The following is a 24,219-nucleotide window of genomic DNA, read 5'->3' as shown; positions in this document are numbered from 1 at the left end:
TAAAGCGCGTTAGCCGTAAGCGGCTTGCCGAGTCTTTTTTAAACGCAGTAAGACCGAAGCGCAGCAGATCGTAAGCAGGTTCTTACTCGCCGCCGACAGCGAAATTAGGCAGGCTGTTGACCGGCTGAGCGAAGTTGAACGGGATCGACTCCAACGCCAAGCCAACGTTGCGCTGCACCACGAAGTGCAGATGCGGCCCGGTGCTATTGCCCGTGTTGCCCGAACGCGCGAGCAGGCTGCCAGCACGCACACGGGCACCTTCACTGACGGCCACCGACCCCTGCATCAAGTGCAGGTAAACGCCCATGGTGCCGTCGTCGTGCAGGATGCGCACATAGTTGCCGGACGGGTTGTTGCCGCGCCCACTTTGCTGATTCTCGGTTTTCACCACGATGCCACCGCGCGCCGCAACAATCGGCGTGCCTTCGGGCATGGCGATATCCATGGCGTAACGGCCTTTGGGGGTGAAGTGGCTGTACTGGCCGTTAGCCCCTTGAGTCAGACGGAACGGCCCACCACGCCACGGCAGTGGGTAGCTTTTCTGCGTCGGCAGCAGGCGCGGGTCGCCCATCGCATAACGCAGCTTGGGGGTATACCGCATGGGTTTGCTGGCATCACGCGGGGCCAGGGTGGCCAAACGGATATTGCTGCGCGGCGGTAATACCCAGCTAATCGGCTTTTCCGGCACGCCGGTGACGTTATCCGCAGCTTCCAGGCGCAGTTCAATTTGCACCGGGGCGTGCAGGTCGTTGCGCACCAACAGGGTTTCACCGGCCTCGTGTTTCTTGGTCTCCAGCTTTACCTGATTGTCCAGGCGCTCAACCATACGGTCGCGAAACACAAACACCTGGGCACCGGGCGCGGCCTGGTCGGTATAGGTGACCACGCCGTTAGCATCGGTGTACTTGTAAATAGTCAACGCCGCTACCTGGCCGGCAAGGGTCAACAAACTGCAGAGAAGTATCAGACGCCCTAGCATAACGACTCGGATCTTATGATTTGTCTGTCCGGGCCAATCAGATTAGCAGCCGAACCCATGCGACGCGAACCGGCGCGCCAGGGTTGTGAGCCATCTCGCATGCACCGGCGGGGTAGCCTGCTCAGGCGCCGGGGCTGAAATGCTTCTGCGCAGTTCCCCGGGCGATCAGCCGGGAGATGTAGTCGAGCTTCTGCGGGTCGCGGTCGACGAATCTGAAGGTCAGTTGCAGCCACTCGCTGTCTGGCTTCGGCTCGAAGGCCGCCACGGCATGCAAGTAGCCGTTGAGCCGAGCGGTTTCCGCCGCGTCGCCCTGCTCCAGATCTAGCACCGCACTGTCGAGCACCTGCGGCAGCTCCTCGGTGCGTTTAACCACCAACAGTGCTTCCTTGAGGCTCAGGGCCTTGATCACGCAGGACATGGTGGCGCCACCGGGTAACCGCAGTTGACCCTGCCCGCGCCCGCTGGGTGCGCTGGTAGCAGGTGCCTTGGCGGCGGGTTTGCTGGCAAAGGCAGCAGCGGCTTGCACGGCGGCGGGTTTGACGGTATCGGCTTTACCGCCAGTCAGTGCGGACAACGAATCGTTGGCGAAGGCACCGCTGCTGAGCATTTTCGGTGGGGCACTGGACACCAATGCCTGCAACTTGCCAGCCCGGCTCAGGGCCTTCTTCACCTTGGTGATCAGCTGCTCGTTGGAAAAGGGCTTGCCGATAAAATCGGAAACGCCCGCTTGAATCGCCTGCACCACGTTCTCTTTGTCACCGCGACTGGTGACCATGATAAACGGGACGATCTTCAGAGCATCTTGCTCGCGGCACCAGGTGAGCAGCTCCAGGCCGGACATTTCCGGCATTTCCCAGTCGCACAGAATCAAGTCAACCGGCTGACGCGTCAGCATCTGCAGGGCTTTGCGCCCATTCACGGCTTCCTCGATCTGGATACCTGGAAAGTGGTCGCGCAAACCCTTTTTCACCAAATCACGGATAAAGGTTGCGTCGTCCACTACCAGCACGCTGACTTTGCTCATCGGCCACTCCTGTTCTGATGGCCATAAGCATAGTCACGGCTACTGGCCAAAGGCCAACCGAAATGCACCCAATGTCGCGATCAGGTGCATCTTGGCCATCGGGCAATGCGTTCACTGCCCGCAACAGCCGACTCAGCTGTCCTTCTTGGTGCCCTGCACTTCTTCCTGCATGCGGGTCAGGCCGAGGTGCTTCACGTCGGTGCCGCGCACCAGGTAGATAACCAGTTCGGCGATGTTGCGGGCGTGGTCACCGATGCGCTCCAGCGAGCGCAGCGCCCAGATGATGTTGAGCACGCGTGCGATCGAACGTGGGTCTTCCATCATATAGGTGACCAGCTCACGCAGAGCGGTCTTGTACTCGCGGTCAACGGTCTTGTCGTATTGCGCCACAGACAACGCCAGGTCAGCGTCGAAACGGGCAAAGGCATCCAACGACTCTTGCACCATCTTGCGCACTTGGTCGCCGATATGACGCACTTCCACGTAGCCACGCGGCGCTTCACCTTCTTCGCACAGCAAGATCGCGCGCTTGGCGATCTTGGTGGCTTCGTCACCGATGCGCTCGAGATCGATTACCGACTTGGAGATGCTGATGATCAAACGCAGGTCGGATGCTGCCGGCTGACGACGAGCGAGAATGCGCACGCACTCTTCGTCGATATTGCGTTCCATCTGGTTAATCTGGTCATCAATCTCGCGCACTTGCTGAGCCAGACCGGAGTCGGCGTCAATCAGTGCGGTTACGGCGTCGTTAACCTGCTTCTCGACCAGGCCGCCCATCGCCAGCAGGTGGCTGCGCACCTCCTCCAGCTCGACGTTGAACTGCTGGGAGATGTGCTGGGTAAGGTTTTCTTTGTTGATCATGTGCAAACCCTTGAATTAACCGAATAACGTCTCTGCTTAGGATGGGCTTTGGCAGAGGGTGCTGGGCAAGGAGGCGGAACGCAGGCAGTACAAGTAGTCCGGCAAGTTCCGCCGACGCAGTCCAGCGCACTCTGACATGGCCATCAGCCGTAACGACCGGTGATGTAGTCCTCTGTCTGCTTCTTGTCCGGGTTGGTGAACAGCGTATCGGTATCACCGAACTCGATCAGTTTGCCCATGTACATAAACGCCGTGTAGTCCGATACCCGCGCAGCCTGCTGCATGTTGTGGGTAACGATGACGATGGTGTACTTGGATTTCAGTTCGTAGATCAGCTCTTCGACTTTCAGCGTGGAGATCGGGTCGAGCGCCGAGCAGGGTTCGTCAAGCAGCAGCACTTCAGGCTGAACTGCCACGGTGCGGGCGATCACCAGACGCTGCTGCTGACCACCGGACAGGCCGAGAGCCGACTCGTGCAGACGGTCTTTGACCTCATCCCACAGTGCTGCGCTTTTCAGTGCCCACTCCACGGCTTCATCGAGCACGCGCTTCTGGTTAATACCCTGGATGCGCAGGCCGTAGACCACGTTCTCGTAAATGCTCTTGGGGAACGGGTTGGGCTTCTGGAACACCATGCCGACGCGGCGACGCAGCTCAGCCACGTCTTCGCCTTTGCGGTAGATGTTCTTACCGTCGAGGTTGATTTCGCCTTCTACGCGGCAGCCGTCAACCAAATCATTCATCCGGTTGAAGGTGCGCAGCAGGGTTGATTTACCGCAACCAGACGGGCCGATAAACGCCGTCACACGCTGATTGGGGATAGTCATCTTGACGTCGAACAGCGCCTGCTTCTCGCCGTAGTACAGGTTCAAACCCGGTACGTCGATGGCCACGCGTTCGTTGGCCATGTTCAAGCCCTGGCGGTCGCGGCCGAGGGCCGCCATGTCGATACCGTGTGTGTGTGCTTCGTGCTGCATGGGATGCTCCCTACGCTAACAAATTCGTTAAGCCGCCACGGCCAGTGGGCCGTGGCGCAATGATTAGTGATCCAGCGCCTTGTACTTCTCGCGCAGGTGGTTACGGATATAAACCGCCGCCATGTTCAGCACCACAATGACCAACACCAGCAACAGCGCAGTGGCATAAACCAGCGGCCGCGCGGCCTCAACGTTGGGGCTCTGGAAGCCGACGTCGTAGATGTGGAAGCCCAGGTGCATGATCTTCTGATCAAGGTGCAGGTACGGGTAGTTGCCATCCACCGGCAGGCTCGGGGCCAGCTTGACCACGCCCACCAGCATAAGCGGCGCCACTTCACCAGCGGCGCGGGCCACGGCGAGAATCAGGCCGGTCATCATGGCCGGGCTGGCCATTGGCAACACCACGCGCCAGAGGGTTTCTACTTTGGTTGCGCCAAGGGCCAGGGAGCCTTCACGCACGGCGCGGGGAATCCGCGCCAGACCTTCTTCGGTGGCCACGATCACCACCGGCAGGGTGAGGATCGCCAGCGTCAGCGAGGCCCAGAGCAAGCCCGGCGTACCAAAGGTCGGCGCCGGCGCGGCTTCGGGGAAGAACATGCGGTCGAGCGAGCCACCCAGCACGTAGACGAAGAAGCCCAGGCCGAACACCCCGTAAACGATGGCCGGAACGCCCGCCAGGTTGTTTACCGCGATACGGATCACCCGGGTCAGCGGGCCCTGCTTGGCATACTCACGCAGGTAGATGGCCGCCACCACGCCAAACGGCGTCACGATCACGGCCATGATCAGGGTCATCATCACGGTGCCGAAAATCGCCGGGAAGATGCCGCCTTCAGTGTTGGCTTCACGCGGGTCGTCGCTGACGAATTCCCACAGCTTGGCGAAGTAGAAGCCGAGCTTTTCACCCATGCCCATGGCATTCGGCTGGAACGCGCGCACCACCTTGCCCATGCTGATGGTCACTTCGCGGCCATCAACGGTCTTCAGCGTGACGCTGTCGCGATTGAACGCCTGATTAAGGGCGATCAGCTCGGTTTCCAGCACCTTGTATTCGGCGTCCCACTGCGCGCGCTCGGCGTCCAGTTCAGCCTGGGCAACATCGTCCAGTTTGCCCTGCAGCTCCAGCTTGCGGGTTTGCAGACGGATGCGCTCCAGGCCGGCGTTGATCCGCCCGATGTCCTTCTTCTCCAGGCGCACCAGCTGAGTGTGCAACTGCTCGACACGCTCAATACGCTCCTGCAGCGCCGGCCAGCTGGCATCACCCTCGGCGACCAATACGCCGGCTTCCTTGACGTTGACCAAGTAACCGTAGAAGTTACCCCACTCGCGGCGCTCCAGCGCCGTGAGGTTTTCCGGGGTACGCTGGTTACTCAGCCACTCGCCGACCACCCAGGTGAAGTCCGCGCCATACACATCGCGGTTACCCACTTTGAACAGCTCGCGGGTCATAAACTCGCCGCCTTCAGCCTCCACCGGCAAGCCGGAAGCGGCCAAACGGGCACGCGGCACTTCTTCGATCTGGGTGATCTCACCGGCCATCACCCGGGCTTCCTGACCAGGGATCTGGTAGTCGGCTTCAACGATATCAGCCGGCCAGAAGTGGCCGAGGCCGCGCACGGCGATCACCATCAGCAGACCGAGGGTCATGATCACCGCGATCGACACCGCGCCGGCGTTCATCCAGATCCACGGCGAACCGCTCTTGAACCAGGCTTTCAGATTGTTCTGTTTCACGGACATATACCTTCCCAAGCCTTAGAGCGAGGCGTACTTGACGCGCAGACGCTGGCGCACCAGCTCCGCCAGGGTGTTCATGACAAAGGTGAAGCCGAGCAGCACCAGCGCCGATAGGAACAGCACGCGGTAGTGGGTACCACCCACTTCCGATTCGGGCATTTCCACCGCTACGTTGGCAGCCAGGGTGCGCAGGCCCTCAAAGATGTTCATGTCCATGATCGCGGTGTTACCGGTGGCCATCAGCACGATCATGGTTTCGCCTACGGCGCGGCCCATGCCGATCATCACCGCGGAGAAGATGCCTGGGCTGGCGGTGAGAATCACCACCCGAGCCAGGGTCTGCCACGGCGTGGCACCGAGGGCCAGGGAACCGAAGGTCAGGCTCTTCGGCACGCTGAATACGGCGTCTTCGGCAATCGAGTAGATGTTCGGGATTACCGCAAAGCCCATGGCCAGACCGACTACCAGGGCGTTGCGCTGGTCGAACGGAATGCCTAAGTCATTGCTCAGCCACATACGCATATTGCCGTCGAACAGCCAGTTCTCCACATGGCCGCTCATGGCCAGCGAGACATAGCCAATGAGCAAGATTACTGGGATCAGCATCGCCGACTCCCAACCATCCGGCACTCTCAGGCGAATCGACTCCGGCAAGCGGCTCCACAGGTACCCGGCCAGCAGAATACCGATGGGGGTGAACAGCAGCAGACTGAAGATGCCCGGCAGATGACCCTCCACATAAGGTGCGAGGAACAACCCGGCGAAGAAGCCAAGAATAACCGTTGGCAACGCTTCCATCAGCTCGATCACCGGCTTGACCTTGCGGCGCATGGCCGGAGCCATGAAGTAGGCGGTGTAAATCGCTGCGGCAATCGCCAGCGGAGCTGCCAGAAGCATCGCGTAGAAGGCCGCTTTCAGCGTACCGAAGGCCAGCGGCGCAAGGCTCAGTTTAGGTTCGTTGTCAGTGCTGGCAGAAGTCGACTGCCAGACATAGCCAGGCGCGTCGTAATTCTCATACCAGACCTTGCCCCACAATGAGCTCCAGGAAATTTCCGGATGCGGGTTGTCGACGATCAAGCGCTGCAGCTGACCATCACTTTCCACCAGCACGCGGTTGGCACGCGGCGACAGGGCGGCCAGGGCCTGACCTTCAGCCACCGGCTCGACCAGCAGAGTGCGGTGTGCGGTGCTGTGGAAGATACCCAGATTGCCTTTGGCATCCAGGGCGAAGAAGCCTTTGCGGCGCTCTTCCGGGAGAATCTGGATGATCGGGCTGTCGGCCAGCTTGAAGCTACGGATCGACTTCAGTACCGCCTTGTCGTCTGCTTCGCGCACCATAAACCACTGGGCGATGCCGCCACTGCTGTCGCCGATCATCAGCGAGATACCGCCGAGCAGCGAAGTGGCGTTGCTGACTTCCCGCTTGCCGTCCTCCAACAGCTTGTAACGACCGTTCAGGCTGTTGCTGCGCATGTCGAAGACATCGGCCGTGGCACGGCCGTTGACCACATACAGCCACAGGTGGCGTGGGTCGATGATCAGTGCCTTGATCGGCTCAGCAATCTGCGCCAGCGCAATACGCTCCTCGCTTAGGGTAACTTCGCCGGTCATCATGTTTTCTTCACGACCGAGCTTGAGGACATGCAGCTCAGTGCCAGTGGAGCCGGTTAGCATCAGGGTACCGCCATTCAGGCTGACCCCCATGTGGTCCAGCGCGCGGCCTTGCGGATCAAGCTCAATCGGCGCTTCGCCGAATGGATATTCGATCTTCGGCGTGATGGTTTGCACATCGTTCGGGTAGCTGAGCTTGTAGACGTGCTGGAATACCAGCACCTTGCCGTTCGACAGGCCCAAGGCGACGCGGTTGCTGCCCGGCTGGTCCTGGCCGACGGAGGCAATCTGCACATCCGCGGGGATCGGCAGCTGCACGCTGCTCAGCGGCTGCATCTTCTTCGCATCGAAGAATTGCACCTTGCCATTCTGGTCCAGGCGCATGGCCATCTGGTTCTGTTCTTCCAGGGTCAGCAGCAGCGGCGTGGCCGCTTCATTTAACCAGGCAACCTGCACCGGCTTGCGGCTGTCCAGGCTAGCGCCCTGGAACATCGGCAGCACCACGTAGGCCAGGTAGAAGAAAATCAGGGTGATGGCGCCAAGCACAGCCAGGCCACCGACGGATACCGCCCAGCGGGCGAAGCGATCTTTCAGCGCACGGATACGCCGTTTGCGCTGCAGAGCCGGAGTGTTGAAGTCCAGCCCAAGGGATTTGGAGGTGGCGGTCATGGTTTCACTAGCCAAGTCATTCATAGGTAAGAGCGTCTCTGCGCAGCCATGAGCGCGCCATAATGAGTTCTGTCGCTATTCGCGCGGCCACTTTAACCACACTGTATGACAGAAAAGTTACAGCGCTTTGACAAAGCAACGCCCACCTGTCGTAAACGAAGGCGGGCGTGCGACTTACATAGGCGTCCTTGCCAGTCAGGCCGGTCTTACAGACCCAGTTCCTGCAGGGTTTTATCAACCACTTTCTTTGGCAGCGGGATGTAGCCGTCTTTCACCACGACATCCTGGCCTTGCTTGGACAGCACCAGCTTGATGAACTCAGCGTCCAGCGGGCTCAGTGACTTGTTCGGCGCCTTGTTGACGTAAACGTAGAAGAAGCGCGACAGCGGGAATTTACCTGCAAGCGCGTTCTCTTCGTTGGCCTCAAAGGCTTCGCCGCCTTTCTTCGACAGCGGTACAGCACGAACACTAGAGGTTTTGTAACCGATACCGGAGTAACCGATAGCGTTTACGGTGCTGGAAATCGACTGCACAACAGATGCCGAACCCGGCTGCTCGTTAACGTTGGCTTTGAAGTCACCCTTGCACAGTGCCATTTCCTTGAAATAGCCATAGGTGCCGGACACGGAGTTACGGCCAAACAGCTGAATTGGCTTATCAGCCCATTCGCCAGTCAAACCCAGGTCACCCCAAGTCTGTACATTGCTGCCACCGCACAGGCGAGTTGCAGAGAAAATGCCGTCGATTTGAGCCATGTCGAGGCTCTTGATCGGGTTGTCCTTGTGCACGAATACCGCCAGGGCATCGATGGCCACCGGTACGGCAGTCGGCTTGTAGCCGTACTTCTCTTCAAACGCCTGAATCTCGGCATCCTTCATTGGGCGGCTCATCGGGCCCATGCTGGCGGTGCCTTCGGTCAGAGCGGGCGGCGCAGTGGACGAACCGGCGGCCTGAATCTGAATGTTTACGTTCGGGTATTCCTTTTTGAACTCTTCAGCCCACAGCGTCATCAGGTTGGCCAAGGAGTCGGAACCGACGCTGGACAGGTTGCCCGATACGCCGGAAGTCTTGGTGTAGCTCGGCAGAGCCGGGTCGACAGCAGCAACCGCAGTGGCGGTAGCCACGCCAGCGGCGACAAACGTCATGGCCGCCATCAAACGCTTAAGTTTCATGCCTTACTCCTGGAAAACTAGTGTTGGATTGAACGGGGCCAAGTATTTGTAGGCCGCATGACGACTGTATGTAATCAATGTGACAGTTAGATGAATGCAGCCAATGTTTTGCTGCAGTCGATGAACTGAGGTGCAACGCCCAGGCGGCCAAGTGCCATGGTCGCCCTGCGACTGCTGAGTCGCTATACTCGCTGCGCCCGCACTCCCGCGGGCCTGCAGGGCCGACCCGCGATAGCCGCAGAGCCTAACTCGCCGCCACCGCCAAGCCCCGTACCGCGCCAATAAAAACAACCGCGCCGCGAGCCTAGATAGATGCACGATTTCGAACAGGAAGATCCCATCCCGCAAGGCGACCTGGCTTTGCAAATCACCGCGCTGCCGCGTGAAACCAATGGTTTTGGCGATATCTACGGCGGCTGGCTGGTATCGCAGATGGACCTGGCCGGCACGGCCATGGCCTGCAAGGTTGCGGGCGGGCGAGTAGCCACCGTGGCTATCGATCGCATGGCCTTTCTGGTGCCGGTGGCGGTGGGTGCGCAACTGTCCTTCTACACGCAAACCGTGGAAGTGGGCCGCAGCTCGATTCAGATGCTGGTTGAAGTGTGGAGCGACGATCCGCTGTCCAGCGAATGGCGCAAGGTTACCGAGGCAGTCTTCGTCTTCGTCGCCATCGACGGCAGCGGTCGCACGCGCCCGGTGCCAGCGCGGCGCTGATTGCCGATGGTGAAACGAAAACGCCGGCTATGAGCCGGCGTTTTGCTGTGCGCTAAGAATCAGCCGCGGATGTTGTAGATGTCCTTCTCATTCAACTCGGCGTAGTCGTACAGACGCTGCAGATAAGCCTTCTGCTGGGCCCATACCTTGCTCGCTACCGGATCGGCGGCGGCGCTGGCATCGACCACTTCGGCGGCCACTTCCTTGAGTTTGGCCAGCACTTCATCCGGCAGACGGCGTACTTCTACGCCCTCGCCTTTGAGCTGCTCCAGGGCTTCCATGTTCTTCGCGTTGTAATCGTCGAGCATGTCGCCATTCACTTCGCGAGCGGCGGCGCGGACGATAGCCTGCAGATCAGCCGGCAGGGTTTCCCAAGCCTTGATGTTGATATCCAGTTCGAAGGTGACGTTCGGCTCTTGCCAGCCCGGGGTGTAGTAGTACTTGGCGGCTTTGTGCAGGCCCAAGGCCTGATCGTTGTATGGACCAATCCACTCGGTGGCGTCGATGGCGCCAGTTTGCAGCGCGGTGAAGATTTCACCGGCCGGCATGTTGACCACCGTGCCGCCCATCTTAGTCAGCACCTCGCCACCCAGGCCTGGGGTACGCATCTTCAGGCCCTGGAAGTCGGCCACGCCGTTGATTTCCTTATTGAACCAACCCGCAGTTTGCACGCCAGTCGCACCACAGGCCATCGGCAGTACGCCGAACGGCTTGTAGGTTTCTTCCCACAGCTGCATACCGCCACCCTTGTGCAGCCAGGCATTCATTTCCTGGGCGTTAGGGCCAAATGGCAGGGCGCAGAAAAACTGGGCGGCTGGCACTTTGCCTTTCCAGTAGTAAGGCGCGCCGTGGCCCATTTCGGCGGTGCCGCGGCTCACAGCATCGAATACTTCCAGCGCCGGCACCAACTCGCCTGCGGCATAGACCTTGACCTTCAAGCGGCCGTTGCTCATTTCTTCAACCAGCTTGGCAAAGCGCTCGGCACCGACGCCTACACCCGGGAAGTTCTTCGGCCAGGAGGTAACCATTTTCCAGTTGAAGGTTTGGCTGCTCGCGCCTTCTTGGGGCTTACCAGCGGTTTCAGCCTCTTGTTTACAGCCGGCCAGTGCCGTGGCTGCAAGGCCTACGCCTGCTGCTGCGAGAATTTGACGACGTTTCATGCAAAGCTCCTTTATTGTTGTAGTGGTCTGACCACAGGATCACTGCGGACCCACCGCGCCTGAGTAACATAGGGGTAAGTGACTCTCAAGCCTAGCGGATACGACTAAAGTTGTAGTGCCATTGCCGCATGCGTACAGGCCTGCCTAGAATCGCCGGCCTGCCTGCCCACAAAGCCCATAACCATAAGGACTCATGATGTCCGACAAACCTCCTCTGCTGCTCGGCCTTGCTCGTTTGATCGACTCTGGCAACGCCTATTTCGGTAAAGCCTGCGCCTGGCTAACCCTGTTTCTGGTACTTGGCACCGCCATCGTGGTGATCCTGCGTTATGGTTTCGGCATCGGCGCCACCGCCTTGCAGGAAGCCGTGTTGTACGCCCACGCACTGGTATTCATGGGCGCCGCCGCCTGGGTGTTGCAACGCAACGGCCACGTGCGCGTCGACATCTTCTATCAGACGTTCAGCCCCAAACGTAAAGCCCTGGTCGACAGCCTCGGTACCTTGCTGTTTTTGCTGCCGGTGTGCCTGTACCTCGGCTGGAGCAGCTGGGATTACGTCGGCAACTCCTGGTCGACCCTGGAAGGCTCCAGCGAGTCGGGCGGCCTGAAATTCGTCTACCTGCAGAAGAGCATCATTCTGGTGCTGGTGATCAGCCTGGTCTTACAAGGAATCTCTGACTTGATCAAATTCGCCAATATCCTCACCGGCCGCCTGCAAGTCGCGGAGGTGAACCATGGCTGAGTTGATGGCGATTCTGCTGTTTATCAGCATCTGCGCGGCCCTGATGGCCGGCTACCCGGTGGCCTTCACCCTGGGCGGTGTGTCGCTGCTGTTTGCCGGTATCGGTATCGTCACTGGCACCTTTGATGCCGGCTACCTGGGCGCCCTGCCCAACCGCCTGTTCGGCATCATGAACAACCAGACCATGCTGGCGGTGCCGTTGTTCGTGTTTATGGGCGTGATGCTGGAGAAATCCAGGGTCGCCGAAGACTTGCTGGAGTCCATGTCGCGGCTGTTCGGCACGCTGCGTGGCGGTCTGGCGATTTCCGTGTGCGTGGTCGGCGCACTGCTGGCGGCATCTACCGGTATCGTTGGCGCAACCGTGGTGACCATGGGCCTGCTGGCCCTGCCAACCATGCTGCGCCGCGGTTATGACCCGGCGATTGCCACCGGCACCCTGGCCGCCACCGGCACCCTGGGGCAAATCATTCCGCCGTCCATCGTGCTGGTACTGCTGGGTGACGTGATGTCCAGCGCCTACCAGCAGGCACAGCTGAAGATGGGCATCTTCTCGCCAAAGACCGTCTCGGTCGGTGACCTGTTCGTCGGCGCCCTGGTTCCGGGCCTGATGCTGGTCGGTCTGTACATTGTCTACATCATCGTGGTGGCAATCTTCCAGCCGAAGAAATTGCCGGCACTGCCGCAAGAAGAGCTGGGCCCGATCGAATGGGGCAAGCTGATCAATGCCCTGGTGCCGCCGCTGCTGTTGATCGGCGCGGTACTCGGCTCGATCCTCGCCGGCTACGCCACCCCGACCGAAGCAGCCGCACTCGGTGCAGTCGGCGCGATGCTGCTGGCCTTCTACAAGGGCAAGCTGAACTTCGGCCAGCTGCGTGAAGTGACCTACGGCACCACCGAAATCAGCGCCATGGTGTTCCTCATCCTGATTGGCGCCTCGCTGTTCTCCCTGGTGTTCCGCGGCTTCGGCGGCGAGGCGATGATCGAGGACGTGTTCGCTCAGTTGCCTGGCGGCGTGCTTGGCGCGTTCTTCTTGGTGATGGTGGTGATCTTCCTGCTCGGCTTTATCCTCGACTTTATCGAGATCACCTTCGTGGTGGTGCCGATTGTCGGCCCGGTATTGCTGGCCATGGGGTTGGACCCAGTGTGGCTGGGCGTGATGATCGCGCTGAACCTGCAGACGTCCTTCCTCACGCCGCCGTTCGGCTTTGCGCTGTTCTATTTGCGCGGGGTCACGCCGCTTTCGGTGCCCACCAGCACCATCTATAAAGGTGTGGTGCCGTTTATCCTCCTGCAGATCCTGATGCTGGTGATCGCCTATATCTTCCCGGGGCTGATCACCTGGCTACCGGAGCAGGTATACGGCAAGTAACACGGCTGAAAAACATCAAAGCGCCCGTCCCAGTGACGGGCGTTTTGCTTTCTGCGCGCAAGCTGCGCTCCAATAGACTTCTTTAAATTCCTATATCTATGAGTACGCCAATGGCCAGATCCCATGTTGAACGCCTTGAACTGGACGAACTGACCTGCTGGCGCGCACGCGTAGGAACCCGCGAGCTGCTGATCAGCCAGCAAGGCGCGCAGGTACTCAGCTACCAGGAAGATGACCAGCCGCCGCTTATCTGGCTCAGCGAGCAAGCCGCCTACAAGCGCGGCCAGGGTGTGCGCGGCGGTGTGCCGGTGTGCTGGCCTTGGTTCGGCGGCCTGCAACGCAACCCGCAGACGGTGCAGGCCATGCATCTGCAGCCTGCCGCTGCGCCCGCCCACGGCCTGGTGCGTAACCTCGACTGGCAGCTGCAAGGCATCGACAGCCGCGATGATGGCGTCCAAATCGAGTTCGTCTACAACAGCGCAGCTCAGCCCCTGGCCGACTGGCCCCACGCCGCCGAACTGCGCCTGAGCATTCGCCTGGATGAGCGCCTGCATATCCAGCTGAACAGCCGCAATTTGGGCGACACGCCGCTGGCCATCAGCCAGGCGCTGCACAGCTATTTTGCCGTCAGCGATATCCGCAACGTCGCAGTCGAAGGCCTGCACGGCTGCCGCTATATCGAAACCCTGGAAGACTGGCAGCAACGCCAGCAGGACGGTCTGCTGCAGTTCAGTGGCGAGACCGACCGCATTTACCTGGACACCCCAGCGCAGCTGAGTATTCTCGACCGCACATGGCAGCGGCGCATCCAGCTGCACAGCAGCGGCTCAAACTCGGCCGTGCTGTGGAACCCCTGGATCGACAAGGCGCAACGCCTCTCGCAATTCGCCGCCGACGCATGGACCGGCATGCTGTGTATCGAACACGCCAACGTACTGGACGACATCCGCGTACTGGCGCCGGGCGAGCAACATCAGCTCGGTTTGAGTCTCTGGGCTGAATCCTGTAGCGATTAACCGACCAACGGTTTACGCCCTCCCTTCGCCGAGCCCGTTCGGGCTCGGCCGCAGCACATCGGTCACAGACCAACCCGGCAAAACCTGCACTGCATCACACTAACTTGCAGCAATTCGGCAACTTCTGTGACGAGCCACTAATTTGCCAGTAAGCAATTACTTACATATATAGAGCCATATACCTACACAACTTCCCAGGCACATCTTATTGTGACGAAACACTCACAATTTTTAGGAACTATCGTCCCATCTATTAATCCCCGAATATCTCCCACTGTTACATATTTCACACTTTCAACGGTTGTTCGACACGAGCCATGGGGCTAGGATGCCCACCTCACTAGGACGTGCGCAACTTGTTGCACATTTAAGTGCGCAACTTTTTGCGCACTTCGGGCGCAGCAAGACGGTCTTCAAATGCTTAATCAGCTTTAATGAAGTTACCCGCAGCGATAATCGAGTCATGGAATGACCTATTCAAACAAGCTCACTGCTCATTATTTAGAGCTGGCCAAACTCCCTATTAATGAAGGGAACTTTGCCGGTAATGACGTGCGTTATTCCAGCGAATACGAAGTTCTCGAAAATGAGCTGGGAAAAGCCACGGCGCTGCACGAAACGGCGGCGATTGACTGGCAAAAGGTCCGCGAAAACAGCGAGATCTTGCTCAGCGCCCACTCCAAGGATTTACGCGTCGCCGCCTGGCTGATCTGGGGCCTCTACCAGCGCGAATCCTTCCCCGGTCTGCAGGCCGGTTTCAGCCTGCTGCACTACCTGTGCATCAATCACTGGACCGAGCTGCACCCACGCAAAGCCCGCACCCGCGCCGCCGCCATCAGCTGGCTGATTCCGCGCCTGGAACAGGCGCTGGCCGAGCACGTACCGATTGGCGAACAACTGGCACTATTCCGCAGCCTGGCCGAACAACTGCGCGCCCTGGAAGCCTGTCTGGCCGAACACCTGGGTGAAGATGCGCCACTGCTGCTGCCGCTGTGCCGGCGCCTGGATGAGCTGGTCAAGCGCGCCAGCCAGGGTCAGCCAGAGCCAGGTTCGGTCGGTGCGGCGATTGCACAGGTCAAGCAGGCTGCCAGCCAGATGCTCACCCCCGGCGCCCCGGTGGAAAGCGAAAAAGAAGCGCACAAGAGCCTGCGCAGCCTGCAAGACCAGGCCCGCCCGCTCTGCGCCTATTGGCTGAAACAAAAAGCCAGCGACCTGCGCGCCCTGCGCCTAGCCCGCACTCTGCTCTGGCTGCCCATCGACAGCCTTCCGGAACGCAACGCCGAACAGATCACCGCACTGCGCGGCCTGCCAGCCGACAAGCTGGCCAGCTATCAGGAGCGCTACCAGAACGGCCAGTACGCCGATCTGCTGGTCGACCTGGAAGCCAGCATCGCCCGCGCGCCCTTCTGGCTCGACGGCCAGCATCTGGTCTGGCAGTGCCTGCATGAGCTGGATGCCGAGCAGGCGATGCGCGAAGTGGAAATCCAGCTCGCACTATTTATGCAGCGCATGAGCGGCCTGGAAGAACTGCGCTTCCACGACGGCAGCCCCTTCGCCGACGCGCAGACCCGCGCCTGGCTCAGCACCCATGTGATGCCACACGTGCAGGCCCCGGTCAGCGACAACACCCCCGTAGCCAGCGAGGGCAACAGCCTCCCGGCTTGGGATATCGCCCTGCAGGAAACCCTGCCCAAGCTGCGCAAGGACGGCCTCAAGTCGGCGGTGCAGCAACTCAAGCTCGGCCTGGCCAAGGCACGCGGCGGCCGCGAACGCTTCTTCTGGCAGCTGACCCTGGCGCGCCTGTGCTACAGCGCAAAGAAATACGAACTGGCCAAGACCCAACTCGAATCGCTCGACCAGACGCTACAGGCCACCGGCCTCGGCGACTGGGAACCCGATCTCGCCCTGGACGTACTGCGCATGCTGCACAGCTGTTGTGAGCTGTTGCCGCAGAACCACGCAATACGTGAAAGCAAGGAAGAGATCTACCGCAGGTTGTGCCACCTCGATCTTGAAGTGGTACTGGACTAGGCCCTCGGGCCATAACCGTAACGGAGAATGACCATGGCCAAAGAAGGCTCGGTAGCCCCCAAGGAACGCATCAACGTCACTTTCAAACCCGCCACCGGTGGTGCTCAGGAAGAGATCGAACTGCCACTGAAACTGATGGTTCTGGGTGACTTCACCCAGCGCGCCGACGATCGCAAGATCGAAGACCGCAAGCCGATCAGCATCGACAAAAACAGCTTCGACGAAGTGCTGGCCAAGCAGGAACTCAACCTGACGTTCGCCGTGCCTAATCGTCTGCAAGACGACGCCGAAGGCGACGACATGGCCGTGCAGCTGCGCATCAACTCGATGAAGGACTTCAACCCGGCCAACCTGGTCGACCAGGTCCCTGAGCTGAAAAAGCTAATGGAGCTGCGCGACGCCCTTGTAGCTCTGAAAGGCCCACTGGGCAACGCCCCGGCCTTCCGCAAAGCCATCGAAAGCGTGCTGGCTGACGACGACTCGCGTGACCGCGTACTCGGCGAACTCGGCCTGGCTGCCCAAGGCAAGCTGGACTCCTGATTAAATTAACAAGGAAGCTAATTCATGAGCACTAGTGCAGCAGTAGAAAGCGGTCGCAGCGCCGCCGACCTCGGCATCCTCGACCGCATCATTGCCGAGACCAAACTGACTCCAGACGACGAAGCCTATGACATCGCCAAGCGTGGCGTGTCGGCCTTTATCGAAGAGTTGCTGAAGCCGCAGAACGAAAATGAGCCCGTGAAAAAGGCCATGGTCGACCGCATGATCGCGGAGATCGACGCCAAGCTCAGCCGGCAGATGGACGAAATCCTCCACAACGCCGAGTTCCAGGCGCTGGAGTCCTCCTGGCGCGGCCTCAAGCTATTGGTGGATCGCACTAACTTCCGCGAAAACATCAAGCTGGAGATCATCAACGCCTCCAAGCAGGATCTGCTCGATGACTTCGAAGACAGCCCGGAAATCACCCAGTCCGGCCTGTACAAGCACATCTACACCGCCGAATACGGCCAGTTCGGTGGCCAGCCGGTCGGCGCGCTGATCGCCAACTACTTCTTCGACCCGAGCGCACCGGACGTCAAGACCCTGCAATACGTTGCCAGTGTCGCCAGCATGTCCCACGCGCCGTTTATCGCCGCTGCCGGCCCGAAATTCTTCGGCCTGGAAAGCTTCACCGGCCTGCCGGACCTGAAGGATCTGAAAGATCACTTCGAAGGCCCGCAATTCGCCAAATGGCAGAGCTTCCGCGAGCAGGAAGATGCTCGCTACGTCGGCCTGACCGTACCGCGCTTCCTGCTGCGCAACCCGTACGATCCAGAAGACAACCCGGTGAAGACCTTCGTCTACAAAGAGAACGTCGCCAACAGCCACGAGCATTACCTGTGGGGCAACACCGCCTACACCTTCGCCTCCAAGCTGACCGACAGCTTCGCCAAGTTCCGCTGGTGCCCGAACATCATCGGCCCGCAGAGCGGCGGCGCGGTAGAAGACCTGCCGCTGCACCACTTCGAAAGCATGGGCGAAATCGAAACCAAGATTCCGACCGAAGTGCTGGTCTCCGACCGTCGTGAATACGAGCTGGCCGAAGAAGGCTTTATCGCCCTGACCATGCGCAAAGGCAGTGACAACGCCGCATTCTTCTCTGCCAACTCGGCGCAGAAGCCGAAGTTCTTCGGCATCAGCGAAGAAGGCAAGACGGCTGAACTGAACTACAAGCTCGGCACCCAGCTGCCGTACATGTTCATCATCAACCGCCTGGCCCACTACCTGAAAGTGCTGCAGCGCGAGCAGATCGGCGCGTGGAAAGAGCGCACCGACCTGGAGCTGGAACTCAACAAGTGGATCCGCCAGTTCGTGGCCGACCAGGAAAACCCGAGTTCCGAAGTACGTAGCCGCCGTCCGCTGCGCGCCGCTCAGGTGATCGTTAGTGATGTTGATGGTGAGCCGGGCTGGTACCGCGTCAGCCTCAACGTGCGCCCGCACTTCAAGTACATGGGTGCCGATTTCACCCTGTCGCTCGTCGGCAAGCTGGACAAGGAATAAGCATCCTTATGGCCGGGTACGGAAGCCTATTCGAACGCCTCGGCGGTGAAGCCAGCCAGCGCGCTGGCTGGAGCCGCGAGGTTGCCGCCATGGCGTCGGTGGCTACCCACCTGGCGAAAATGCTCAGCACCCGGGCGGGCAGCGTGCAAACGCTGCCCGACTACGGGTTGCCCGATCTCAACGATATGCGCCTGTCGCTGCACGATTCGCTGCAGCAGGCACGTATCGCCATCGAACGCTTTATCGAAGCGTACGAACCGCGTTTAAGCGACGTGCGGGTGATTTCCCTGCCCCGCGACAACAACCCGCTGAGCCTGGCCTTTGCCATCGAAGGCCTGCTGGAAGTGGACGGCTTAAAACGCCAAGTCAGTTTCTCCGCGCGCCTGGACGGCAGCGGACAGGTCAAGGTCAATTAAGGAGAGCCCATGTCCGGTAAACCCGCAGCCCGCGTCAGCGACCCAACCGCCTGCCCGATTCCCGGCCACGGCACCAATCCGATTGTCGCCGGCTCGCCCGACGTGCTGTTCGACAGCCTGCCCGCCGCCCGCATGGGCGACCCCACCGGCTGCGGCAGCGCCCTGGCCAGCGCGGTAATCCCCACCGTGCTGATCAACGGCAAGCCAGCCACCGTGCTCGGCACCGTGGGCAACCATGGCAATCCGGTGATCGCCGGATCCGGCACCGTGCTGATCGGCGGCTGAGCCGACACAGCCACAAGGACGAACTGCTGAATGTCTTTTAACCACTACTACCAGAGCGAACTCACCGCCCTGCGCCAACTCGGCAAGCGCTTTGCAGAGCGCAGCCCTGCGTTGGCGCCGTTTCTTGGGCAGAGCGGGCGCGACCCGGATGTCGAGCGGCTGCTGGAAGGCTTCGCCTTTCTGACTGGGCGCCTACGGCAGAAGCTCGATGATGAGCTGCCGGAGCTGACCCATTCGCTGATGCACCTGCTGTGGCCGAACTATATGCGTCCGCTGCCGGCGTTCAGCATGTTGCAGTTCGACCCGCTCAAACGGCCGGGCGGTGCCTTGTTAGTGCCACGGCATACACCGGTGGAATCCAAGCCGATCCAGGGCGTGACCTGCCGTTTCCGCACCGCCTTCGCCACCGAAGTGCTGCCGCTGGCGCTGAATGGCCTGGATTACTCGGTCAAGGGTGACGGTGCGCTGCTCAGCCTGCGCCTGGCGATGAGTGCCGATGGCCATCTCGGCGATCTCGACCTCAAGCAGTTGCGTCTGCACCTGTCCGGTGAGCGCTATATCAGCCAGCTGCTGTACCTGAGCCTGCTGCGTCACCTCGGCGGCGTGCAGCTGGTGCTGCTGAATGCGGCCGGCAAGCCGTTGCAGGGGGCCGATGAGCGCCCACTAGTGCCACTGCAGCTGCCGGCCAGCAATGTTCAGCCGGTGGGCTTTGCCGAAGATCAGGCGCTGATCCCCTACCCGCTGAACACCTTCCGCGGTTACCGCTACCTGCAGGAATACTTCGCCTTCCAGGACAAGTTCCTGTTCGTCGACCTGCTCGGCCTGGATGTGCTCAAGCGCGTGCCGGAAGACGTGCTCAAGCAGGCACGCGGCATCGAGCTGCGTTTCGATATCCACAAAGCCGGCGTGCAACGTATCCGCCCTACCCTGGATAACGTACGGCTGTATTGCACGCCGGTGGTCAACCTGTTCGCCCACGATGCCATCCCGATTCGCCTAGACGGCAAGCAGGATCAGTATCTGCTGCTGCCCTCGGAGCTCGACTCCGAGCATTGCGGGGTGTTCTCGGTGGATCGCGTCACCGGCTGGAAGCCCGGCGGCAAGGGGTATGAAGAGTACGTACCGTTCGAATCCTTCGAGCACGACGCCAGCTTCGACGTGCCGCTGGCGCGCCCGCACTACAGCGTGCGTCAGCAACCTTCGCTGCTTGGCGACGGCCTGGAAACCTACCTGAGTTTCGGCCTGCGCAACCTCGATCAGCACGAAACGCTGTCCATCGAGCTGACCTGTACCAATCAGAACCTGCCGCGCCAGCTGGGCCTCGGTGATATCTGCATGCCCTGCGAGGACACCCCGGAGTTCCTCACCTTCCGCAATATCAGCGCGGTCACGCCGAGCTATGCGCCGCCGCTGCACCGCGACTTTCTCTGGAAGCTGATCAGCAATATGTCGCTGAACTACCTGTCGCTGGCCAACGTCGACGCGCTCAAGGTGATCCTGGAAACCTACGACCTGCCGCGCTACTACGACCAGCACGCGGAGAAGGTCAGCAAACGCCTGCTCGACGGCCTGAAAAGCATCAGCCACCAGCACGTCGACCGCCTGCATCGCGGCTTGCCGGTACGCGGCGTACGCACGCAATTGACGATCAACCCCGAGGGCTATGTCGGCGAGGGTGACCTGTTCCTCTTCGCCACCGTACTCAATGAATTTTTCGCCCTGTATGCCAGCTTGAACTCGTATCACGAGCTGCGCGTACAGAGCACACAGGGAGAGGTGTACCAATGGACGCCGCGCATGGGGCTACAGCCCCTGCTCTAAACCGGCTTAGCCGGGGCATCCGCGAGTACAGCCTGTTTCAGGGTGTGCAGCTGGTGCTGGAACGCTTGCACGCCGCCCATCCTGAACTGGATGAAGAGGCGCTGTATCAGCGGCTGGAACTGCAGGCCAACCCGAGCATGGGGTTCCCCGGTAGCGATATCGATCGCGTGCACTTCTTTGAAGAGCACGGCGAGCTGCGCGCGCGTCTGCGCATCAACCTGGTCAGCCTGTTTGGTGCCGGCTCGCCGCTGCCAGCGTTCTACGGTGAACAGGCGCTGGGCGACAGTGAAGACGGCAACCCAACGCGGGATTTCCTCGACCTGTTCAACAACCGCCTGCAGCGCCTGTTACTGCCCACCTGGCAGAAATACCGCTACCACACACGTTTCCAGAGCGGCGCGGTCGACCCGTTCTCCGCGCACCTGTTTGCCCTGATCGGCCTGGGCGGTGAAACCATTCGCCAGGCGCAAGAATTGAACTGGAAACGCCTGCTGCCCTACCTCGGCCTGCTCAGCCTGCGCGCCCACTCGGCAGCGCTGATCGAGTCGGTGCTGCGCTACTACTTCAAGCACGCCGACCTGCATATCGAACAGTGCCTGGAGCGCCAGGTGGAAATCCTCGGTGAACAGCGCAACCGCCTCGGCCTGGCCAACAGCCAGTTGGGCGAAAGCCTGGTACTGGGCGAGTTCGTACGCGATCGCGGCGGCAAGTTCCGCATCCATGTACGCCAGCTGAACTGGGATCGTTTTCATGAATTTCTGCCTATCGGCAGCGGCTACCAACCGCTCTGCGCGCTGGTGCGCTTCACCCTGCGCGACCCGTTGGATTACGACATCCGTCTGGAGCTGCGCCAGGACGAAATACGCGAATTGCGCCTCGGCGCGGACAACCCCTGCCTACTGGGCTGGACCACTTGGCTGGGGCGTGACAACGCAGACGGCGTGGTCACCCTCGGCAGCAAAGCTCATTAAGGATTGATGAAATGATCAACGTCGATTTACAGCAACTGGTGCAAGCCCTCGACGCTGCCAGCAAACAGGACCTGGAAACCGCCGCCGAGCGCTGCGTAATCCGCGGCGGCAGCAAAATTCTCGTGGAAGACCTCTTGCTCGGCCTGCTTGAGCGTCCCGAAGGCTTGCTGCCTCGCGCCCTGCAGGATGCCGAAGTGGACGCCGGTGAACTGGCCCGTGCGCTGCAACCGCGTGGCGAACACAGCGAATCGCGCAACCCGGTGTTTGCCACCGAACTGGTGCAATGGCTGCAGGACGCTCTGCTGGTTGCCAGCCTGGAACTCGGCCAGAGCCAGATTGATGAAGCCGCGCTGATCCTCGCCCTGCTGCGCAACCCGATGCGCTATGCCGGCAGCCACTATCAGCCACTGCTGGCCAAGCTGAATGCCGAGCGCCTGCGCGAATTCGCCATGGCTCAGCAGCCGCAAACCGCCGCAGGCAAGCCGGCTGCCGGTGGCGAATCGAACCTCTCGCGCTTCACCCACAACTTCACCCAGCAAGCCCGTGACGGCAAGCTCGACCCGGTGCTGTGCCGCGACGGCGCGATCCGCCAGATGATCGACATCCTCGCCCGCCGCCGTAAAAGCAACCCGATCGTTGTCGGCGAAGCCGGTGTCGGCAAAACCGCCATCGTCGAAGGCCTGGCCCTGCGTATCGCCGCCGGTGAAGTGCCGGCCGCGCTCAAGGGTGTCGAACTGCTGTGCCTGGACCTCGGCCTGCTGCAAGCCGGCGCCAGCGTCAAAGGTGAATTCGAACGCCGCCTGCAGAGCGTGATCGATGAGGTCAAATGCTCGCCCAAGCCGATCATCCTGTTTATCGATGAAGCCCACACCCTGATTGGCGCCGGTGGCCAGGCCGGCAGCGGCGATGCCGCCAACCTGCTCAAGCCCGCCCTGGCGCGTGGCGAGCTGCGCACCATCGCCGCCACCACCTGGAGCGAATACAAGAAGTACTTCGAGAAGGACCCGGCCCTGGCCCGCCGCTTCCAGCTGGTGCAACTGCATGAGCCGACCGTCGATGAAGCCGTGACCATCCTCCGTGGCCTGGCACCAGTGTATGAAAAGAGCCATGGCATCTACCTGCGTGACGACGCTGTGGTCGCCGCCGCCGAGCTGTCCGCGCGCTACCTGGCTGGCCGCCAACTGCCGGACAAAGCCGTCGATGTCCTCGACACCGCCTGCGCGCGGGTACGCATCAGCCTGGCCGCCGCCCCGGAAGCACTGGAGCGCCTGCGCGGCGAGATCGCCGAAGGTGAACGGCAGAGCGAGGCCATGGGCCGCGATATGGAAGCCGGCCTGAACATCGACAGTGAAATCCTCGACCAGCTCGAAGCACGCCTGAGCCAGGCCCGCGCCGAACTGGAGCAGATCGAAACCCGTTGGGCGGTGCAGCGTGAACTGGCCGAGCGCTTGCTGGAATTGCGCAAGCAATGCGCCAGCCTGCGCCAGAATACTAGCGACGCCGAGAACAGCGACGGCCAAGCCGTGCAGTTGGAACAACTGGAAGGCGAGCTGCGCGCCGTGCAAGCCGAGCTGGCCAGCGCTCAGGTGAATGAGCGCCTGGTCAGTTTTGAAGTCTGCCCGCGCCTGGTAGCCGAAGTGATCAGCCACTGGACCGGCGTACCGCTGAGCCAGCTGGCCCGCGAACACAACAGCAAGGTACTGACCTTCGCCCACGACCTCGGCCTGCGCGTACGCGGCCAGGCGCAAGCCATCGCCGCGCTGGACCGCTCCATGCGCGCCACCGCCGCCGGCCTTAATCGCACCGATGCGCCGGTCGGCGTGTTTCTGCTGGTCGGCCCCAGCGGCGTCGGTAAAACCGAAACCGCACTGGCCCTGGCGGATCTGCTGTATGGGGGCGAGCGCTTCCTCACCACCATCAACATGTCCGAATTCCAGGAGAAGCACACTGTTTCCCGCCTGATCGGCGCACCACCCGGCTACGTCGGCTATGGCGAAGGCGGCATGCTCACCGAAGCCGTGCGGCAGAAGCCTTACTCGGTGGTGCTGCTCGATGAAGTGGAAAAAGCCGATCCGGACGTGATGAACGTCTTCTATCAGATCTTCGACAAAGGCGTGGCCAACGACGGTGAAGGCCGCGAGATCAACTTCCGCAATTGCCTGATCCTGATGACCAGCAACCTCGCCAGCGAGCGTATCGCCAGCCTCTGTGAGGGCGGCCAGCGTCCAGATGCCGAAGACCTGGAGCAGGCAATTCGCCCGACCCTGACCCAGCACTTCAAACCGGCACTGCTCGGCCGCATGCGCGTGGTGCCGTACTACCCGATCAATGGCGAGGTGCTCAACGAGCTGGTTGGCCTCAAGCTCGCGCGTTTCGGCGAGCGCCTGCAACGCCGTCAGCTGCAGTTCAGCCATTGCCCGGCGCTGCTGGAAAACCTCGCCGACCGTTGCAGCCACAGCGACAGCGGCGCGCGCCTGATCGATCACCTGATCGACCAGCACCTGCAACCGCTGGTGGTCGACCGCCTGCTCGACGCCATGGCCAGCGGCGAAAGCCTGCAACGCGTACACGCCACCCTGGACGGCGAAGGGACGGTGGTCTGTGAGTTCGCTTAACGTGTC

20 protein-coding genes are annotated in these 24,219 nt (G+C 60.9%); 12 read left to right on the top strand and 8 right to left on the bottom strand.

Features of this window, described 5'->3' with window-relative positions:
• Nucleotides 1–82 precede the first annotated feature (82 nt).
• From CUR33_RS03280 to CUR33_RS03250, 7 genes are all read right to left on the bottom strand, one after another.
• A complete protein-coding gene (locus CUR33_RS03280; RefSeq protein ID WP_289238697.1) occupies nt 83–979 on the bottom strand; it encodes a peptidoglycan DD-metalloendopeptidase family protein in 897 nt (298 codons plus the stop codon).
• A gap of 121 nt (nt 980–1,100) precedes the next feature.
• Nucleotides 1,101–2,003: a response regulator gene (locus CUR33_RS03275; protein WP_160086058.1), complete on the bottom strand. Its 903-nt coding sequence runs from the start codon at nt 2,001–2,003 to the stop codon at nt 1,101–1,103.
• Nucleotides 2,004–2,135: 132 nt separating this feature from the next.
• Complete coding sequence (gene phoU / locus CUR33_RS03270; RefSeq protein WP_160086060.1) at nt 2,136–2,867, bottom strand: phosphate signaling complex protein PhoU; 732 nt, start codon at nt 2,865–2,867, stop codon at nt 2,136–2,138.
• A 143-nt stretch (nt 2,868–3,010) separates the two neighbouring features.
• Nucleotides 3,011–3,844, bottom strand: coding sequence for a phosphate ABC transporter ATP-binding protein PstB (pstB, locus tag CUR33_RS03265; protein WP_090250782.1), 834 nt, complete (start codon nt 3,842–3,844; stop codon nt 3,011–3,013).
• A gap of 63 nt (nt 3,845–3,907) precedes the next feature.
• The gene (gene pstA, locus CUR33_RS03260; protein ID WP_289238696.1) at nt 3,908–5,584 is read right to left on the bottom strand and encodes a phosphate ABC transporter permease PstA; all 1,677 of its coding nucleotides are present in this window, start codon (nt 5,582–5,584) and stop codon (nt 3,908–3,910) included.
• 15 nt (nt 5,585–5,599) lie between these two features.
• Complete coding sequence (locus tag CUR33_RS03255; protein WP_289238695.1) at nt 5,600–7,885, bottom strand: ABC transporter permease subunit; 2,286 nt, start codon at nt 7,883–7,885, stop codon at nt 5,600–5,602.
• Between the two features lie 182 nt (nt 7,886–8,067).
• Complete coding sequence (locus CUR33_RS03250) at nt 8,068–9,033, bottom strand: PstS family phosphate ABC transporter substrate-binding protein (protein WP_282874639.1); 966 nt, start codon at nt 9,031–9,033, stop codon at nt 8,068–8,070.
• A gap of 312 nt (nt 9,034–9,345) precedes the next feature.
• Here CUR33_RS03250 and CUR33_RS03245 point away from each other — a divergent pair, with 312 nt between their 5' ends.
• Nucleotides 9,346–9,747, top strand: coding sequence for an acyl-CoA thioesterase (locus CUR33_RS03245; RefSeq protein WP_090250791.1), 402 nt, complete (start codon nt 9,346–9,348; stop codon nt 9,745–9,747).
• 59 nt (nt 9,748–9,806) lie between these two features.
• On the opposite strand, the gene CUR33_RS03240 is transcribed toward CUR33_RS03245, so the two are convergent.
• A complete protein-coding gene (locus tag CUR33_RS03240; RefSeq protein ID WP_090250792.1) occupies nt 9,807–10,907 on the bottom strand; it encodes a TRAP transporter substrate-binding protein in 1,101 nt (366 codons plus the stop codon).
• 196 nt (nt 10,908–11,103) lie between these two features.
• Between CUR33_RS03240 and CUR33_RS03235 the strand changes: the two genes are divergently transcribed.
• The 11 genes from CUR33_RS03235 (at nt 11,104) to tssH (ending at nt 24,213) form a co-directional block, all read left to right on the top strand.
• Complete coding sequence (locus CUR33_RS03235) at nt 11,104–11,649, top strand: TRAP transporter small permease subunit (RefSeq protein ID WP_090250795.1); 546 nt, start codon at nt 11,104–11,106, stop codon at nt 11,647–11,649.
• Nucleotides 11,642–13,018 carry a TRAP transporter large permease gene (locus tag CUR33_RS03230; RefSeq protein ID WP_090250797.1) on the top strand — a complete coding sequence of 459 codons (1,377 nt, stop codon included), beginning with the start codon at nt 11,642–11,644 and terminating at the stop codon, nt 13,016–13,018. The genes CUR33_RS03235 and CUR33_RS03230 overlap by 8 nt, the downstream gene beginning before the upstream one ends.
• 110 nt (nt 13,019–13,128) lie before the next feature.
• Complete coding sequence (locus CUR33_RS03225) at nt 13,129–14,034, top strand: D-hexose-6-phosphate mutarotase (protein WP_289238694.1); 906 nt, start codon at nt 13,129–13,131, stop codon at nt 14,032–14,034.
• 468 nt (nt 14,035–14,502) lie between these two features.
• Nucleotides 14,503–16,065: a type VI secretion system protein TssA gene (tssA, locus tag CUR33_RS03220; protein WP_289238693.1), complete on the top strand. Its 1,563-nt coding sequence runs from the start codon at nt 14,503–14,505 to the stop codon at nt 16,063–16,065.
• A gap of 33 nt (nt 16,066–16,098) precedes the next feature.
• Nucleotides 16,099–16,605 carry a type VI secretion system contractile sheath small subunit gene (gene tssB / locus CUR33_RS03215; RefSeq protein ID WP_160086074.1) on the top strand — a complete coding sequence of 169 codons (507 nt, stop codon included), beginning with the start codon at nt 16,099–16,101 and terminating at the stop codon, nt 16,603–16,605.
• 24 nt (nt 16,606–16,629) lie between these two features.
• Nucleotides 16,630–18,105, top strand: a complete 1,476-nt coding sequence (tssC, locus tag CUR33_RS03210; protein WP_108489172.1) for a type VI secretion system contractile sheath large subunit — start codon at nt 16,630–16,632, stop codon at nt 18,103–18,105.
• An 8-nt stretch (nt 18,106–18,113) separates the two neighbouring features.
• A complete protein-coding gene (tssE, locus tag CUR33_RS03205; protein WP_108489173.1) occupies nt 18,114–18,521 on the top strand; it encodes a type VI secretion system baseplate subunit TssE in 408 nt (135 codons plus the stop codon).
• A 9-nt stretch (nt 18,522–18,530) separates the two neighbouring features.
• A complete protein-coding gene (locus CUR33_RS03200; protein WP_289238692.1) occupies nt 18,531–18,806 on the top strand; it encodes a PAAR domain-containing protein in 276 nt (91 codons plus the stop codon).
• A 30-nt stretch (nt 18,807–18,836) separates the two neighbouring features.
• Nucleotides 18,837–20,627 carry a type VI secretion system baseplate subunit TssF gene (gene tssF, locus CUR33_RS03195; protein ID WP_289238691.1) on the top strand — a complete coding sequence of 597 codons (1,791 nt, stop codon included), beginning with the start codon at nt 18,837–18,839 and terminating at the stop codon, nt 20,625–20,627.
• The gene (gene tssG / locus CUR33_RS03190) at nt 20,591–21,598 is read left to right on the top strand and encodes a type VI secretion system baseplate subunit TssG (protein ID WP_160086082.1); all 1,008 of its coding nucleotides are present in this window, start codon (nt 20,591–20,593) and stop codon (nt 21,596–21,598) included. Before tssF ends, tssG begins: the two co-directional genes overlap by 37 nt.
• Nucleotides 21,599–21,609: 11 nt before the next feature.
• On the top strand, nt 21,610–24,213 hold the full coding sequence (gene tssH / locus CUR33_RS03185; RefSeq protein ID WP_289238690.1) for a type VI secretion system ATPase TssH: 2,604 nt from the start codon (nt 21,610–21,612) through the stop codon (nt 24,211–24,213).
• Nucleotides 24,214–24,219 lie beyond the last annotated feature (6 nt).

Source organism: Pseudomonas sp. FEMGT703P (assembly GCF_002786345.1).
Classification (GTDB): domain Bacteria; phylum Pseudomonadota; class Gammaproteobacteria; order Pseudomonadales; family Pseudomonadaceae; genus Aquipseudomonas; species Aquipseudomonas peli.
Note: the sequence above shows the minus strand (reverse complement) of the source record. Positions and strands in the feature narration are given on the sequence as shown.